The organism is Pseudomonas oryzae, assembly GCF_900104805.1.
Taxonomy (GTDB): Bacteria; Pseudomonadota; Gammaproteobacteria; order Pseudomonadales; family Pseudomonadaceae; genus Geopseudomonas; species Geopseudomonas oryzae.
This window is the reverse complement of the sequence record NZ_LT629751.1, coordinates 2,632,644-2,648,389: the sequence shown is the minus strand read 5'-3', so window position 1 is coordinate 2,648,389 and position 15,746 is coordinate 2,632,644. Positions and strand designations below refer to the sequence as shown.

The following is a 15,746-nucleotide window of genomic DNA, read 5'->3' as shown; positions in this document are numbered from 1 at the left end:
TCCCGTCGGCCCTGTGGCCCGAACCGAATCCGTGGAGTCCGTCATGCCCGTCACTCTCAAACCGCTGGAAAGCTACCGGGACGATTTCAGCTTCGCCAACAGCCCGGCGGCGATCGCCCGCTTCCCTTTCCCGTTCCCCGACGACCATTACCTGTACTCGGTGAACATCGAGCCGGCCACCGCCGGTGCGCCGGGCTCGGTGTTCGAGCACTGCTTCGACATCGACGAGCACTACCGCTCGGAGACCGCCGAGCGTGCCCGCGTGCTGGCCCGCGACCCGCAGCGTTTCGTGGTCATGCCGCACATGCACGACGCCTGCTGGGACGCGCTGGAAATGCTGATGACCCACCTGGCCGCCGACTATCCCGAGCACTTCCGCCTGACCCGCAAGGGCAACCAGTGGACCTGGGAGAACTTCGCCCTCGACATCTGCCAGCGTTTCACCTTCGGCGACGCCGACAGCCTGCCCTACGAGCCGCTGGAGTACATCGGCCGCCAGGTGCAGGGCGATTTCGCCCTGCTCGACCAGCGCGACGGCGACCTGTACATGGACGCCGGCATCGTCACCGGCCCGGCCGACTGGTCGCTGGCCTTCGACGCCGGCATGAGCTTCAAGCAGTGGCACGCGCCGGTGCCGATGGCCCACCAGCTGGGCGTGTTCGACCGCGCGCTGAAGTACCTGCTGAACATCCAGGTCGATCGCCCGGTGCGCCGGCTGAACTGGACCATGACCATCAACCCGCGCCTGGATACCTCCTCGGAGACCTTCCACGAGTGGGGCCACGAGCGCGGCCTGGTGACGGCGGACAACGTCGGCCAGCTGGTGCACCTGCGCGTCGAGCTGCAGCACATGGCGCGCCTGCCGCGCAGCAATGCGCTGCTGTTCAGCATCCGCACCTACCTGATCAGCCTCGACGAGCTGGCGACCAACCCGGCCTGGGCCTGCCGCCTGCACCGCGTGCTGCGCGGTCTGCCCGATGCCATCGCCGACTACAAGGGGCTGACCCGCTACCGGCAGACGGTGGTCGACTGGCTGAGCCGCTTCGACCCCGAAGCCGAGGCCGCCGCGTAGCCGCGCAGGGTGGGTGACCGTGCCGTGTTGCCCAGCCCTCGACCGCTTGCCGGATAGGCCGCAGCCGGCCTCATCCCCCGCGACTCCAAAAAACAACCGAATGCCTTGCGTGCACCGGATGGGCCGGCGCGCGCCCGAAAAAACTCAAGGAGAACGACATGGCCAATTCCTGGCGCATTTCCGTCCTGGCCGAACGTCATCGTGCCCTGGGCTCCAAGCTGGAAGACTGGAACGGCATGGGCACCGCCTGGACCTACGAGGCCACCAGCCTGGCCGACGCCCACGAGGCGATCCGCACCCGCGCCGGCCTGATGGACGTGTCCGGCCTGAAGAAGGTGCATTACGTCGGCCCGCACGCCGAGTCGCTGCTCGAATACGCCACCAGCCGCGACATCTCTAAGCTGTATCCCGGCAAGTCGGTGTACGCGACCATGCTCAACGAGGCGGGCAAGTTCGTCGACGACTGCGTGATCTACCGCACCGGGCCCAACGCCTTCATGGTGGTGCACGGTGCCGGCGGCGGCTACGAGATGCTGCTCCGCTCGGCGCAGGGCCGTCAGGTCGCCGTGCTGTTCGACGACGACATGCACGACCTGTCGCTGCAGGGCCCGCTGGCGGTGGACTTCCTCGCCGAGCACGTGCCCGGCATCCGCGAGCTGGCGTACTTCCACCATCTGCAGACCAAGCTGTTCGGCTGCCCGGTGATGATCTCGCGCACCGGCTACACCGGCGAGCGCGGCTACGAGATCTTCTGCAAGGCCGCCGACGCGCCGCTGATCTGGGACACCATCCTCGAGCTGGGCAAGCCCATGGGCATCATCCCCTGCGCCTTCACCGCGCTGGACTGGTTGCGGGTGGAGAGCTACCTGCTGTTCTTCCCCTACGACAACTCGGAGATGTACCCCTTCGCCGACCAGGGCGCCGGCGACACCCTGTGGGAGCTGGGCCTGGACTTCACCGTGTCGCCGACCAAGGGCGAGTTCCGCGGCGGCCTGGAGCACGCGCGGCTCAAGGGCAAGGAGCGCTTCAAGATCTTCGGCGTGCTGCTCGACGGCGAGCAGGCGGCGACGGGTGGCGACACCCTGTGGGCCGACGGCAAGCAGGTCGGGGTGATCACCTGCGGCATGTACTCGCGGCTGACCGGCAAGTCGATGGCCATCGCGCGGATGGAGGTGCCCTACGCCGAACAGGGCTGTCCGCTGGAGGTGCGCGGCAGCCTCGCGGTCGCCGCCATCGCCCACACGCTGCCGTTCGACGATCCGCAGAAGCTCAAGCGCACGGCCAAGGGCTGATCGGTAGGGGACGCCGTGCGCACCGCCTCGCTGTGGTGAACGGTGCGCATGGCGCACCCTACGAATAGATACCGGAGCTGCCCGCACGATGGGCAGTGTCCGTCAACGCGTTCCTGGGGCAGGGAACCGGGCGGCAGACAGGATGTGGCCGCCCGTCATCACTTTTACGGGGAGCACGACATGTTCACAGGTGCCAACGCCGGCTGGTGGTTCCTGATCAGCGCCGGCATCGCCGAGATCTGCTACGCCGCCGCCATCCCGCGCACCGAAGGTTTCACCCGCCCGTGGCCGACGCTGTACTGCGTGGTATTCATCGCCCTCAGCCTGTACCTGCTGGCCATGGCGGTGCGCACCCTGCCGGTGGGCACCGCCTACGCCGTGTGGGTCGGCATCGGCGCGGTGGGCACGGCGGTCTACGGCATCCTCTTCCTCGGCGAGGCGGCCAGCGCCGCACGCATCGCCTGCCTGCTGCTGATCGTCGCCGGGGTGGCCGGCCTCAAGCTGTTCTCGCCGGCCATGGCCTGAGCCGCGCGTCAGCCGCTGCGCCCATGCACCGCGGCGGGTGGCGCTGGGCAGCACCCTGCCGCGCATGGCAACCTTCGGTCAGCTGAGCGACAGCGGATGGACGGAGGCGAGGACGATGAGCGGGTGCGAACAGGGCTGCGGATGTTCCGCGTCGGCGGGTGAGCCGACGGCGGTGCCCGCCGACGCGGCGTGGGTCAGCCATTTCCTGGTGCCGAAGATGGACTGCGCGGCCGAGGAGCGGATGATCCGCCTGGCCATCGAGCGGATGCCCGGCGTGGCGGCGCTGGCCTTCGACCTGCCGCAGCGCCGCCTGCAGGTGTTCCATGCCGGCGAGATCGAGGCGGTGGCCAGCAAGCTGGCGTCCCTCGGCCTCGGTGCCCGGCTCACCGCCACCGAGGCGCTGGCCGGCGAGGCGGTGGCGGCACAGCGGCGCGCGGCGGCAGCGCAGGCCGGGCAGCAGGCCGGCGTGTTGCGGGTGCTGCTGGCGATCAATGCGCTGATGTTCGGCGTCGAACTGGTCGGCGGCCTGCTGGCGCAGTCTACCGGGCTGATCGCCGATTCGCTGGACATGTTCGCCGACGCGGCGGTGTACGGCGTGGCGCTGTTCACCGTCGGCCGCACGGCGCAGGCGCAGCTGCGTTCGGCGCGCTTCGCCGGCGTGCTGCAGCTGCTTCTCGCCCTGTCGGCGCTGGCCGAGGTCGGCCGGCGCTTCTGGTTCGGCAGCGAGCCGCAGTCGCTGTCGATGATGGGCATCGGCCTGCTGGCGCTGGCGGCCAACGTGACCTGCCTGTACCTGCTCTCCGCGCATCGCGACGGCGGCGCGCACATGCGCGCCAGCTGGATCTTCTCGGCCAACGACGTGCTCGCCAACCTGGGGGTGATCGTGGCCGGCGCGCTGGTGGCCTGGAGCGGCTCGCCCTGGCCGGATCTGCTGATCGGCAGCGCGGTCGGCCTGCTGGTGCTGAATGGTGCGCGGCGCATCCTGGCGCTGAAGTGACAGGTGATTTTTGCGACCTGCGTCGCAGAAAATCACCGTTGCCGGCTATGCTTCAAAGAGGGGGAAAGAAAGGCACGATGTCGGCCCGGCTGGTCGCAGGTCTTTCCTGACATAATTACAACTCCAGGGAGTCGAGGGATTATGCAAGGCATGACCAGGGATCAAGCCCGACAGGGCTGGCTGGACTCGAGCGCTGCGGTGCTGCGGGTTCACGAGCTGACCGGTATCTTTCTCACCAACCACGAGCTGCTCGAACTGTGCGCCGCCGAACGCTGCGTCGCCCATGTCGACTGCGCCTTCGCCGCCGGCCCGGCTCCGGCCGATCAGCTGTTCGTGCGCAAGGTCAAGGGCGCCGGGCATTGCGAGCTGCTCGAGGCGGACGGGGTGATCGTGGCCATTCCCGAAGGCAGCGCCGAGCCGCTGCTGTGCGCCAGCGACCGCATCATCGTGCGCGGCACCGCCTGGGTCTATTCCAGCGAGGATGGTCGGCCGAACCGCGAAGACGGCATCTGGTGTCTGGACCTCGGCGCCTCGATCCGCCCGCTGGGCTTCCGCCCGGACGACGTCGAGCAGCTGGCCGCCGCCATCAACGACGGCGACCTGCCGCGCGGCACCGCGCGCAGCCCGCACGGGCGTCGGCGCGCCAACTGAGGCGCGCGTCCCTCATTCCTCGCGCCGCGGGCGGCTCCAGGCCGCCGGCTCGGCGATCTCGATCAGGTTGAGATCCGGATCGCGCACGTACACCGAGCGGATCGGCCCGGTCGCGCCGGTACGCATGACCGGCCCCTCGACGATCGGCCAGCCATGGCGCTGCAGATGGGCGATCACCGCCTCCAGCGGTTGGCTGGCGATGAAGCACAGGTCCAGCGCCCCCGGCACCGGCAGGTGCGCCTTGGGCTCGAACTCGTGCCCGCGCACATGCAGGTTGATCTTCTGCTTGCCGAAGCACAACGCCAGGCGGCCGTTGCCGAAGGTTTCCAGACGCATGCCGAGCACCTCCGTGTAGAAGCGCGTGCAGGCGTCCACGTCGGTGGTGGTCAGCACCAGGTGGTCGAGGTGGTCGATCATGCGGGTGGCTCCCTGTTCAGGTCTGGGCAAAGCGTTCCAGCTGCATCTCGCGCAGGCGGCTCAGCGTGCGGCGGAACGGAAAGGTCAGGCCGCCCTCGGTGTACAGCGCCTCCAGCGCCACCTGCGCTTCCAGATACAGCGGCACGCGGCGGTCGTAGCATTCGTCGACCAGGGCGATGAAGCGCCGCACGCTGTCGTCGTGCACCGACAGCTCGGGCAGCTGGCGGTCGCCGGCGACCACCAGGCGGGCGCCGTCCTCGGTGCCGCGGGCGATGCGCGCCGCGCGCTGGCGGGCGCTGAGGCAGGGTACCTCGCCGAGCAGGATGGCCGGGAAGCGGTCGCACAGGGCGATGAAGTCGAAGGCCGACAGCGGCTGCTGGCACAGGTCGGCGTAGCGGCACCAGAGCGCCGCCGGGCTGTGGCGCAGCGCGCCGACGCTGCGCTGGCCGAGCGCGACCGGCGCGGTGGAGACCGCCTGGCCGCCACTCAGCCGGTCGAACACCGCCGCCAGCGCGCTCGGCTGCCCCGGGCGGGCGAGCCAGTAGCGCTGGCACTGCGCGCCGGGATGCAGGCGGTGATCGGCGCCGCCATCCACGCCGACCACCTGCATGTGCCGCTCGATGGCGGCGATCGCCGGCAGCAGGCGCTGGCGGTTGAATCCGTCGGCGTACAGCTGGGCCGGCGGCTGGTTGGAGGTGGCGACCACCGTCACCCGTTCGGCGAACAGCGCGGTCAGCAGCGGGCCGAGCAGCATGGCGTCGCCGATGTCGCTGACGAACAGCTCGTCGAAGCACAGCACGCGCACCTCGCCGGCCAGCTCGCGGGCCAGCGCCGGCAGCGGATCGACGGTGCCGGTGAGCTGGAACAGGCGGCGGTGCACCCAGCGCATGAAGTGGTGGAAGTGCTGGCGGCGCGCCGGCACCTGCAGGCTGGCGTGGAACTGGTCCATCAGCCAGGTCTTGCCGCGGCCGACCGGACCCCACAGGTACACCCCGCGCGGCGCCGGATCGCCCCGGTGCAGGGCGGCATGGCAGTCGTCCAGGTGCCGGGCGGCCTGGCGCTGGGCCTCGTCCGCCGCGAAGCCCGCGGCGACGGCGGCGTGCCAGGCGGCCAGCGGCGCCAGGGCCGAGGCGTCGGCGGCGCGATGCGGCATCAGGCGTGGTCCTCCGGCGCGACGCCGATGTCCTCGTTCCACAGCTCGGGACGGGCGGCGATGAACTCGCGCATCAGCTGGATGCAGGTTGCGTCCTGCAGCACCTCGACCGCCACGCCGCGCGCGCGCAGCAGATCCTCCTCGCCCAGGAAGGTGCGGTTCTCGCCGACGATCACCCTGGGAATGCCGTAGAGCAGGATGGCGCCGCTGCACATCGAGCAGGGCGACAGGGTGGTGTAGAGCACCGCCTCGCGGTAGACGCTGGCCGGCTGGCGCCCGGCGTTCTCGAAGGCGTCCATCTCGCCGTGCAGGATGGCGCTGCCCTGCTGCACCCGACGGTTGTGGCCGCGGCCGATGATGCGGCCGCGATGGACGATCACCGAGCCGATGGGGATGCCGCCCTCGGCGAGACCCAGGCGAGCTTCTTCGATGGCGGCTTGCATGAAGGGATCCATGGCGGCTCCTCGCGACGACGGTGTGATGTTCCCGGCTCGCATGATAACCGCTGGGCGGGGTTTAGCGAGGCGCCCGACGCTGCCTATACTGGCTCCACCCTCGCTCGCAGGAGTCGTCCATGCGCGTTGCCCTGGCCACCCCCGCCGACCTCGACGACCTGATCTGGCTGTTCGCCGGCTACCTGACCTTCTACGAGGTGCCGCAGCCGGCGGCGCCGGTGCGCGCCTTCCTCGGCGAGCGCCTGGCGCGCGGCGATTCGGCGATCTTCCTGGCCCGTGACGAGGCGGGACTGGCCCAGGGCTTCGTGCAGCTCTACCCGCGATTCTCCTCGCTGAGCCTGCGCCCGGCCTGGCTGCTCAACGACCTGTTCGTCAGCCCCGAGGCGCGGCGCCAGGGCGTAGCAGTGGCGCTGATGAACGCCGCCCGCGCGCATGCCGAGGCCACCGGCGCCTGCGGCCTGCAGCTGGAAACGGCGCGCAGCAACCGGGCCGCCCAGGCGCTCTACGAGAAGCTCGGCTACGTGCGCGACGAGGTGTTCCATACCTACTGGCTGGCGCTGCCCGCGCGGCCGTCCGAATGATTTCCCACGCAACTGCAGAGAGGCCCGGCATGGACCATCTGGTATTGACGGTAATCGCCCCCGACCAACCGGGGCTGGTGGAAAAACTGGCGAACTGTGTCGCCGAGCAGGGCGGCAACTGGCTGGAGAGCCGCATGGCGCGCATGGCCGGGCAGTTCGCCGGGATCCTGCGCGTCGCGGTGCCCGGCGAGCGCCATGCGGCGCTGGAGCAGGCCCTGCAGGCGCTGGCCGGCCAGGGCATACGCGTCCTGCTGGCGCCCAGCGGCCCGGAGCCCGGCGCCGAGCGCCAGGCCATCCACCTCGAGCTGGTGGGCAACGACCGCCCCGGCATCGTCCGCGACATCACCCGCCTGCTCAGCGAGCACGGCGTCAACGTCGAGAGCCTGACCACCGAGGTGTTGTCGGCGCCGATGAGCAGCGAGCCGCTGTTCCGCGCCGAGGCCGAGCTCGGCGTGCCCGGCGGCATGCCCCTGCACCTGCTGCGCCAGCATCTGGAGGCGCTGGCGGACGATCTGATGGTGGAGCTGGTGCTGAGCAGCGAGTAGGGCGTGACTCCGCGCTGCGGGTGACGGACGTGGCCGGTCGGGGGCGTTGCCCCTCGACAGGGCCGGCGTGTCTTGCGACAGTCCGGCAACGCCATGAAGGCGTGCATACCCCACCGCATGGAGACTCGTGAATGGCCTTTTCCCCCACTGTTGTCCGTTCGATCCTGCTGGCCGGCGCGCTCGGCGCGACCACGCTGGCCGCCAGCCTGCCGCCGCTGGCCGGCGCCGCGCCGGCGGCCCGGCAGCAGGCCCAGGTGCCGGGCTTCTACCGCATGGCGCTGGGCGATTTCGAGGTCACCGCGCTGTACGACGGCTACGTGGATCTCGCCCCGCAACTGCTCAAGGGCGCCAGTGCCGAGGACATCCAGAGCCTGCTGGCGCGGATGTTCGTCGAGTCGGGCCAGGGCGTGCAGACCGCGGTCAATGCCTACCTGATCAACACCGGCAGCCAGCTGGTGTTGGTGGATACCGGGGCGGCGCAGTGCTTCGGGCCGACCCTCGGGGTGATCCAGGACAACCTCCGGGCCGCCGGCTACCAGCCGGCGCAGATCGACAGCGTGCTGCTCACCCACCTGCACCCCGACCACGCCTGCGGCCTGCTCGATGGCGGCGGCCAGGCGGCCTTCGCCAATGCCACCGTGTACGTGCCCCAGGGCGAGGCGGATCACTGGCTGAATGCCGAGGTGGCGGCGCAGGCGCCCGAGTCGGCGCGCGGCTTCTTCAGGATGGCGCAGGACGCGGTGGCGCCCTACCGCGCCGCCGGTCGCCTGAAGGTCTACGGCGCGGACGGCCCGGGGCTCGCCGGAGTGCGCAGCGTGGCCAGCCCCGGCCACACGCCGGGGCACAGCGGCTACCTGTTCAGCGCAGGCGACAGCCGTCTGCTCGTGTGGGGCGATATCGTGCACAGCCACGCGGTGCAGTTCGCCCGGCCGGAAGTGAGCATCGAGTTCGACGTGGACGGCGCCCAGGCCATCGCCAGCCGGCAGAAGCTGCTCGCCGAGACGGCTCGCGACAGGCTGTGGGTGGCCGGTGCGCACCTGCCGTTCCCCGGCATCGGCCATGTGCGGGCCGAGACGCAGGGCTACGCCTGGGTACCGGTGGAGTACGGGCCGCTGCGCGGCGCGCGTTGAGGCGGGAGCGGGCGGGCCTGGCGGTCCGCCCATCCGTCTGGGCGGACGGGGGAGGTGCGCCTTCCGTGGCGCGGAGAGAACCCTGGCGACTCAGCGAGTGCCCATCAGCACGTTGTACTGCTTGCGGCTGAAGCCGACGGTCAGCGGAGCGCCTTCGTAGTTGCAGGAGACGCTCACCTTCAGACCGCGCTTGTGGTCGTAGTAGGTGTGGTTGTCGGTCTTGTCGATGGCCAGCTCGAGTTCGCTGGCGTTGATGCCCAGGCTCTGCAGGGCGGCCGCCGAGTCGATGGCCTGCTTCTGGCTGCACGGCGGGTTGCCGCGGAACTCGACGTCGGCATAGCCCACGGTGTTGCCGTCGGCCTCCAGGAAGACGTGGTGCTTGTCGGTGTCGAAGACGATGTTGTTGGCCTGGTTGGGTTGCACGCCGACGCGGGTGGCGGCTTCCTTGACCGGAAGGTCGATCAGGTTGTAGGGCATCTTGGCCGGATTGTTGTCGGCCAGTGCGAGGGTGGAAGTTGCCAGGAGTGCAAAGCCGAGTGCAGCGCAGCGGATTTCCATGTTTTTCTAGTTCTTTCTAATGGGTGTTGATTAGCAGCCAGGGAACGAGAGCTGCCGGACAACGACAGGCTCTCGCCGATACCATGCCCAGTATGCCCAAGCGGGGCACTCCGTCGAAGTCGATCAAGGTCTTACTGGCATAGTGGAAAAATGCGCGCAGATGCCGGCTTATCGTGAGCTATGTCACGTTTTTCCGCCCATCCTGCGTGTCTCCTCAGCCGGCGCGGCGCAGGCTGCCGGTGCAGAGGTCGAGCAGGTCGCTCTTCAGCGCGGCGGCGATGCTCTTCAGGTAGTCGTCGGGCGTCTGCGCATGGCCCTGGACGATCAACAGCGCGGCGCTGGAGTCCGGCTGCAGGGCGCTGGCCGCGGCCTGGCGGTACTCCATGCGGCAGATGACCTGGCCGTTGGCGTCGAAGTAGGCGTACTCGCCGGCCGGCAGGCTCTCGGCTTCCTCGTTGGCGGCGCGGCCGAGCGGGCGGAACAGCTCGCTGCCGCGGGTGAGCGCCAGGCGCACCGGCAGGCGCAGGCGCTGCAGGTCGTGGGCGCCGATCGACAGCCCGCTGTTCAGCGACCACTGGTTGTACAGGTCGACCACCGGGGCGATGGGGCGCAGCCCGCCCTGGCGGCGGTTCTGCTCGAACAGCGCCAGCGGCGAGGGCGGAAAGCGCCGGGGCGAGCGCTCGATCTGCTGGCGCAGGGCCTGGAAGCCGTGCTGGCAGGTGAGGCTGTGGCTGGGATCGAAACTCTCGCGCAGGTGGCGCAGGCGCTCCAGCAGTCGCTCCGAGTAGTGGTGGTTGTCGAGCCCGTGCAGGGTGAAGGCGATGGCCTTGAGGCCCAGGCCGGCGGGGGTTTCCAGACGGAAGACGGGGTTGAGCATGGTGCACCTCGGCGCAGCGGGAGTGGGGTGAAGCACCGGCCAGGTCGCGCTGCCTGTTTCATCACGATTGTTGTTGTGCGGTACTGCCAGAAGGGTCGCCGGTCGCCAGACCGGCGCCGCCACCCGGGTCGTACACGGCAAGGTGGCTCCGCATCATTCAGTCGAGAGTTTGAAAGCATCTTCCATGCCAGCTTTGGGGCCGGGGCTGCAGGCCCTGTGCCGCGCCCTGCACCGCAGCTGCGGCGCACGGCCGTCGCCACGGCGCCGCGGGCTGCGCCGTGGCGGAACGGGGCTGCCCCACAAACGCGCATGCCCCTGACACGGGGCAGGGGCATGCGCGGGGGACGGGCGGCCGGCGGCCGCCCGAGGGCTCAGTTGTTCTGCGGCAGACTGGCGGCGCGGGTGCTCGCCGCTTTGGCGAAGTACTCGCGGGTCAGCTTGACCACCACCGGGCTGAGCAGCACCAGGGCGATCAGGTTGGGGATCGCCATCAGGCCGTTGAGGGTGTCGGCGACCAGCCAGGCGAAGTCCAGCTGGGCGACGGCGCCGAAGGGGATCGCCAGCACCCAGAGGATGCGGAACGGCAGGATCGCCCGGGTGCCGACCAGGTACTCCCAGCAGCGCTCGCCGTAGTAGCTCCAGCCGAGGATGGTGGTGTAGCTGAACACCATCAGGGCCAGGGCCAGCAGGTACTGGCCGACGCCGGGCAGGGCGGTCTCGAAGGCCGCGCTGGACAGCGCCGCGCCGCTGGCGCCGCTGGTCCACGCGCCGGTGGTGAGGATCACCAGGGCGGTCATGCTGCACACCAGGATGGTGTCGATGAAGGTGCCGAGCATGCCGATCAGGCCCGAACGCACCGAGCTGTGGGTGGTGCCGGCGGCCTGGGCGATGCCGGCGGTACCCAGGCCCGCCTCGTTGGAGAAGATGCCGCGGGCCACGCCGAAGCGGATCGCCGCCATCACCGCGGCGCCGGCGAAGCCACCGGTGGCCGCCGCCGGGTTGAAGGCGTGCTCGAAGATCAGCGCGAAGGCGCCGGGGATGGCCTCGGCGTTGAGCACCAGCACGGTCAGCGCGGCGATGATGTAGCCCACGCACATGGCCGGCACCAGGGCCTCGGCGACCTTGCCGATGCGCTTGATGCCGCCGAGGATCACCACCCCGGTGATCAGCATGGTGACCACGCCGGTGACCCAGTCCGGCACGCCGAAGGAGCCGCCGAGGGCGTCGGCCATGCTGTTGACCTGGACCATGTTGCCGATGCCGAAGCCGGCCAGGCCGCCGAACAGGGCGAAGGCGCCGCCCATCCACGCCCACTTCTTGCCCAGGCCGTTCTTGATCGCGTACATCGGCCCGCCGACGTGCTCGCCGCGCTCGTCCTTCTCGCGGTAGTGCACGGCGAGCACCACTTCGCAGTACTTGGTGGCCATGCCGACCAGCGCGGTGCACCACATCCAGAAGATCGCGCCGGGGCCGCCGAGGAAGATCGCGGTGGCGACGCCGGCGATGTTGCCGGTGCCGACGGTGGCGGCCAGGCAGGTCATCAGCGCCTGGAACGGGCTGATCTCGCCGGAGCCGTCGTCGTCCTTCTTGCGCCCCTGCCAGAGCAGGCCGAAGGCGGTGACGATCCTGGCCAGCGGCATGAACTTGAGGCTCAGCATCAGGAACAGGCCGGTGCCGAGGATGAGGACCAGCATGGGCGGACCCCAGACCAGACCGTTGAGAGCGTTGACCAGATTGTTCAGGGATTCCATCGAGGGGTTCCTCTTGTTGTTGTGTACCGCGGTAGGGGTAGTTCCTGCGGGCTCGGAAATGCCTTTCCGAAGGTCGGTGGCCGGGGAGGGGCGCGCCCGGTCGGGGCGCTGCTCCTCGGGGGAAACCGGTCACGATCCGGAGGCTGCCGGGGTGCTGGCAGCGGACTGCATCCTGACTATCCATGTGCCACAAGGTCGAACCTGGCGTGAGCGACGCCGTGCAGGGCATTCCGCTGGAGAGGTTCGGCAGCGCTTGTGGCGAGGCGAGTATAGGGGCGATGCTTCGGGGGTTTTGGCTGTTTGCAAGATCGATTGCGCGAGAAATCACCGAAAACTGTCACGATTACTTGACGGCAGGTTGTCTCCGGCCGGTCCGGTGCAGGGGGAGTTCGGGGGGCGCACGGTAGCCTTAGGGGAAGATGCGGGGCCGGCCGCAGCCGGCCCCGGCGGGGTCATTTCTTGGTCATCGGGCTGCTGTAGCTGTGTTTCTCGTGGCGCACCGTGGCCCAGATGCTGAACAGGGTCAGGGCGACCGCGAGGATCAGGATCACGCTCATCACCGCCGGTTTGTCGGCGAAGGTGTACACGGTGCTGGCGCCTTCCCAGCTGCTGATCGGACTGCTCATGGCGTTGCTCCTTCATCGGGCGCGGCGGCTGAGCGCCGCGCATACAGGGGATTGGCTCAGGCGGTCTTGGCCTGGATCATCGAGGGCTGGACTGCCGGTGCACTGGCCGCCACTGTGGTGCTGGCGCCGGTGATCGCCCATTCCGGATAGGCCTGCGCCGGCACCTCGACCAGATCCAGACCGCGCTCCTCGGCGTGCGCCGGCACGCGCAGCCAGCCGGCCTTCTTCATCGCCAGGGACACCAGGTAGCCGGGGAGGAAGCCCAGCGCGGCGAGCACCACGGCGCCGCCGAGCTGGCCGAGGAAGTTCACCGCCGGGGCGCCTTCGGCGACGTTCGGGTAGCCGGCGAGGAACAGGCCGCTGATCGCCAGCCCGGCGAAGCCGCCGAAGCCGTGCACGGCGAAGGCACCGACCGCGTCGTCGAGGCCGCGGCGAACCAGCTGGTTCTGCACCAGCGGCGCGGCGGCGGCCACGCCCATGCCGATCACGTAGGCCAGCGGCGGGTAGTAGACATCCAGCCCCGGCGCCACCGAGACGATGCCGACCAGGCCGCCGGACATCATCCAGAACGGCTCGCGGGTGGTCAGGTAGGCGCCGATCAGGCCGCCGGCGAAGCCCATCAGGGCGTTGAAGGCGAAGGCGGACAGGGTGGCCGGCTGGCCGTAGATGTTGGTCCACTGGCCGCCGACGTTGTAGATGATGCAGCCGCCGAGGAAGCCGAAGAAGCCGACGATCACCAGCATCAGGCCGATCACGCTCATCGGCATGCTGTGGCCGACGATCGGGTTGGCGCTGCCGTCGGCGTTGAAGCGGCCGAGGCGCGCACCGACGTTCATCACCACGCCGAGGGTGAAGAAGCCGGCGATCAGGTGCACCGCGCCGGCGCAGCCGACGTCATGGAAGCCCCACTCGCTGGTCATCCAGCCCTTCGGGTGCCAGCTCCAGGCCGCACCGAGGATCCACACCACCGAGCCGAGCAGGATCGCCAGGACGATGAAGGCGCTCATCCGCGTGCGCTCGATGATCGCCCCGGACATGATCGAGGCGGTGGTGGCGGCGAACAGCACGAAGGCGGCCCAGAAGATGCCGGTGGCGTTGTCCTGCACGTTGGGCCCCATGCTGGCGCTCCACGGCAGGCTGGCCGCGGCGCCGGCCAGGTCGGGGACGATGCCGCCGGCGAAGCCGTTGTAGATCCACCAGCCGAAGAAGAAGAAGGTCGGCACGATGAAGGCGAAGGCGAGGATGTTCTTCACCCCGGCGGTAAGCGCGTTCTTCAGCCGCGAGGCGCCGATCTCGTAGGAGAGGAAGCCGGCGTGGATCACGATCATGAAGGCGATGCACCACCAGTAGAAGATCTCCATGTTGATGGTGTCGGACATGCGGATGAGCTGGTGCAGCTCTTCGAGTGTGGGCGTTGCCTGTTCCATAGTGAAACCTCGATGCGATTTTGAGTGGCGAACCTTGTTGGGCAGATCGAGAGTCAGGGCTTTGGGTATTATCTTGAGTTATAAATAATTCGCAGATTGCAAGTGCAATCGTTGTGCCACCGAGTGGAATGGTCGGAATTTCAAAGAGTTATTCGCCGGCGGCAGCGGCAGGAGCGGTGCCGATGCCCCGCTGGTGCCCAAGCCGGCACGGGCGTGCCTGCAAATGGGTCGTGGCGCCGGGCCTGCCGGGCGTGTACCGGAAAGGCGCGAGCCCCGGTCGCTGGCGCGGTCCGGGGCTCGGGCTCATGCGCCAGCCAGGCTGGCGCGCACGTCAGTTGGCGTACTTGTAGCCGGCTTCGCCGTGGGAGGAGAGGTCCAGGCCGTCCACCTCGTGTTCCTCGTCCACGCGCAGGCCGCCGCACAGCACGGCGGCGAGCTTGAACGCCGCCCAGCTGCTGAGCGCCGAGTAGAGGATGCTGAACAGCATGGCGCCGCCGTTGACGACCAGCTGATCGAACAGGTCGCGCCCTTCGGCGAAGCCCTGGCCGCCGAGCACGCTCATGGCGAACACCGGGGTCAGCAGGCCGCCGACGATGCCGGCGACGCCATGCACGCCGAACACGTCGAAGGCGTCGTCGAGGCCGATCATCGGCTTGAGCTTGTCGACCGCCCAGACGCAGATCGGTGCGGCGATCAGGCCCAGGGCGATCGCGCCCATCGGGCCGACGAAGCCGCAGGCCGGCGTCACGGCCACCAGGCCGGCGATGGCCCCGGAAACGGCGCCGAACATGCTGGGTTTGCCGCGGTACGCCCACTCGACCAGCAGCCAGGCCAGGGCGCCGGCGCAGCTGGCGAGCATGGTGTTGACCATCACCAGCATGGCGAAGCCGTTGGCCGCCAGCACGCAGCCGCCGCAGAAGCCCAGCCAGCCGACCCACAGCAGGCAGCCGCCGGTGACGGTCATGGTCATGTTGTGCGGCGACAGGGTCGCGCTGCCGAAGCCGCGGCGGCGGCCGACCAGCCAGGCGCCGACCAGCGCGGCGATGCCGACGTTGAGGTGCACCACGTTGCCGCCGGCGAAGTCCTGCACGCCGAGTTCGAATACCCAGCCGCCGCCCCAGGCCATGTGCGCCATGGGGATGTAGTTGATGGTCATCCAGACCGCCATGAACACCATCACTGCGGAGAACTTCATGCGCTCGGCGAAGCCGCCGACGATGATCGGCGGGGTGATCGCGGCGAACAGCAGCATGAACAGGAAGTACAGCAGCTCGGGAATCGTGCCCACCAGGGCGTCCGGGCCGACCCCCTGGAGGAACAGCTTGTCGGTGCCGCCGATCAGCGCCTGCAGGCTGCCGCCGTCGGTGAAGGTCAGGCTGTAGCCGTAGATGGCGAACAGCAGCGCCATCAGCGCGGCGCCGGAAAATACCTGCATCAGCACCGAGAGCACGTTCTTGCTGCGCGCCATGCCGCCGTAGAACAGGCCGAGGCCGGGCAGGGTCATCAGCAGCACGACCAGCGAGCACACCACCAGGAAGGCCGTGTCGCCGCTGTTCAAGGCCGGGGCGGCATCGTCCGCCCAGGCACAGAGGGAGCCCGATAGTAGAAGTGTGCCGATCAGGCTGCGGCGCAGAAGGCCGAATCGCTTCATGGTCTGTTTCTCTCGTCAGGGGTCAGTAGAAGGTCCAG

At 69.3% G+C, this 15,746-nt stretch carries 17 protein-coding genes; 8 read left to right on the top strand and 9 right to left on the bottom strand.

The genetic code is table 11. The features are described 5' to 3' along the window. The first annotated feature begins 43 nt into the window (after nt 1-43). The 5 genes from BLT78_RS11865 to BLT78_RS11845 all read left to right on the top strand — a co-directional run bounded on the left by BLT78_RS11865 (nt 44) and on the right by BLT78_RS11845 (nt 4,537). Entirely contained in the window at nt 44-1,072 is a 1,029-nt protein-coding gene (locus tag BLT78_RS11865; protein ID WP_090349174.1) for a heme-dependent oxidative N-demethylase family protein, read from the top strand. A 158-nt stretch (nt 1,073-1,230) separates the two neighbouring features. Further along, nucleotides 1,231-2,364, top strand: coding sequence for an aminomethyltransferase family protein (locus BLT78_RS11860; protein ID WP_090349173.1), 1,134 nt, complete (start codon nt 1,231-1,233; stop codon nt 2,362-2,364). A gap of 180 nt (nt 2,365-2,544) precedes the next feature. Beyond that, a complete protein-coding gene (locus tag BLT78_RS11855; RefSeq protein WP_090349172.1) occupies nt 2,545-2,889 on the top strand; it encodes a DMT family transporter in 345 nt (114 codons plus the stop codon). A 115-nt stretch (nt 2,890-3,004) separates the two neighbouring features. Then, entirely contained in the window at nt 3,005-3,886 is an 882-nt protein-coding gene (locus BLT78_RS11850) for a cation transporter (RefSeq protein WP_090349171.1), read from the top strand. A 150-nt stretch (nt 3,887-4,036) separates the two neighbouring features. Beyond that, entirely contained in the window at nt 4,037-4,537 is a 501-nt protein-coding gene (locus BLT78_RS11845; RefSeq protein WP_157719538.1) for a hypothetical protein, read from the top strand. A 12-nt stretch (nt 4,538-4,549) separates the two neighbouring features. On the opposite strand, the gene BLT78_RS11840 is transcribed toward BLT78_RS11845, so the two are convergent. From BLT78_RS11840 to BLT78_RS11830, 3 genes are read right to left on the bottom strand one after another with little or no spacing between them, the layout of a single operon-like run. Next, nucleotides 4,550-4,954, bottom strand: coding sequence for a VOC family protein (locus tag BLT78_RS11840; RefSeq protein WP_090349169.1), 405 nt, complete (start codon nt 4,952-4,954; stop codon nt 4,550-4,552). A 16-nt stretch (nt 4,955-4,970) separates the two neighbouring features. Next, complete coding sequence (zapE, locus tag BLT78_RS11835) at nt 4,971-6,107, bottom strand: cell division protein ZapE (protein WP_090349168.1); 1,137 nt, start codon at nt 6,105-6,107, stop codon at nt 4,971-4,973. After that, on the bottom strand, nt 6,107-6,562 hold the full coding sequence (locus BLT78_RS11830) for a nucleoside deaminase (RefSeq protein ID WP_090349167.1): 456 nt from the start codon (nt 6,560-6,562) through the stop codon (nt 6,107-6,109). Before BLT78_RS11830 ends, zapE begins: the two co-directional genes overlap by 1 nt. Before the next feature lie 119 nt (nt 6,563-6,681). Between BLT78_RS11830 and BLT78_RS11825 the strand changes: the two genes are divergently transcribed. The 3 genes from BLT78_RS11825 to BLT78_RS11815 all read left to right on the top strand — a co-directional run bounded on the left by BLT78_RS11825 (nt 6,682) and on the right by BLT78_RS11815 (nt 8,818). Next, complete coding sequence (locus BLT78_RS11825) at nt 6,682-7,143, top strand: GNAT family N-acetyltransferase (RefSeq protein ID WP_090349166.1); 462 nt, start codon at nt 6,682-6,684, stop codon at nt 7,141-7,143. A 29-nt stretch (nt 7,144-7,172) separates the two neighbouring features. After that, nucleotides 7,173-7,688 (top strand): glycine cleavage system protein R, encoded by a 516-nt coding sequence (locus BLT78_RS11820; RefSeq protein WP_090349165.1) that lies wholly within the window; start codon nt 7,173-7,175, stop codon nt 7,686-7,688. Nucleotides 7,689-7,819: 131 nt separating this feature from the next. Beyond that, entirely contained in the window at nt 7,820-8,818 is a 999-nt protein-coding gene (locus BLT78_RS11815) for an MBL fold metallo-hydrolase (RefSeq protein WP_090349164.1), read from the top strand. A 90-nt stretch (nt 8,819-8,908) separates the two neighbouring features. On the opposite strand, the gene BLT78_RS11810 is transcribed toward BLT78_RS11815, so the two are convergent. From BLT78_RS11810 to BLT78_RS11790, 6 genes are all read right to left on the bottom strand, one after another. Next, complete coding sequence (locus tag BLT78_RS11810; protein ID WP_090349163.1) at nt 8,909-9,376, bottom strand: hypothetical protein; 468 nt, start codon at nt 9,374-9,376, stop codon at nt 8,909-8,911. A gap of 214 nt (nt 9,377-9,590) precedes the next feature. After that, on the bottom strand, nt 9,591-10,253 hold the full coding sequence (locus tag BLT78_RS11805; RefSeq protein ID WP_090349162.1) for a phenylalanine--tRNA ligase beta subunit-related protein: 663 nt from the start codon (nt 10,251-10,253) through the stop codon (nt 9,591-9,593). A 371-nt stretch (nt 10,254-10,624) separates the two neighbouring features. Further along, complete coding sequence (locus tag BLT78_RS11800; protein WP_090349161.1) at nt 10,625-12,004, bottom strand: alanine/glycine:cation symporter family protein; 1,380 nt, start codon at nt 12,002-12,004, stop codon at nt 10,625-10,627. 452 nt (nt 12,005-12,456) lie between these two features. Continuing rightward, complete coding sequence (locus BLT78_RS21545) at nt 12,457-12,630, bottom strand: hypothetical protein (protein ID WP_172830787.1); 174 nt, start codon at nt 12,628-12,630, stop codon at nt 12,457-12,459. A 56-nt stretch (nt 12,631-12,686) separates the two neighbouring features. After that, nucleotides 12,687-14,009, bottom strand: coding sequence for an ammonium transporter (locus BLT78_RS11795; protein ID WP_231975620.1), 1,323 nt, complete (start codon nt 14,007-14,009; stop codon nt 12,687-12,689). A gap of 379 nt (nt 14,010-14,388) precedes the next feature. Next, entirely contained in the window at nt 14,389-15,708 is a 1,320-nt protein-coding gene (locus BLT78_RS11790) for an ammonium transporter (protein WP_090349159.1), read from the bottom strand. Nucleotides 15,709-15,746: the final 38 nt, after the last annotated feature.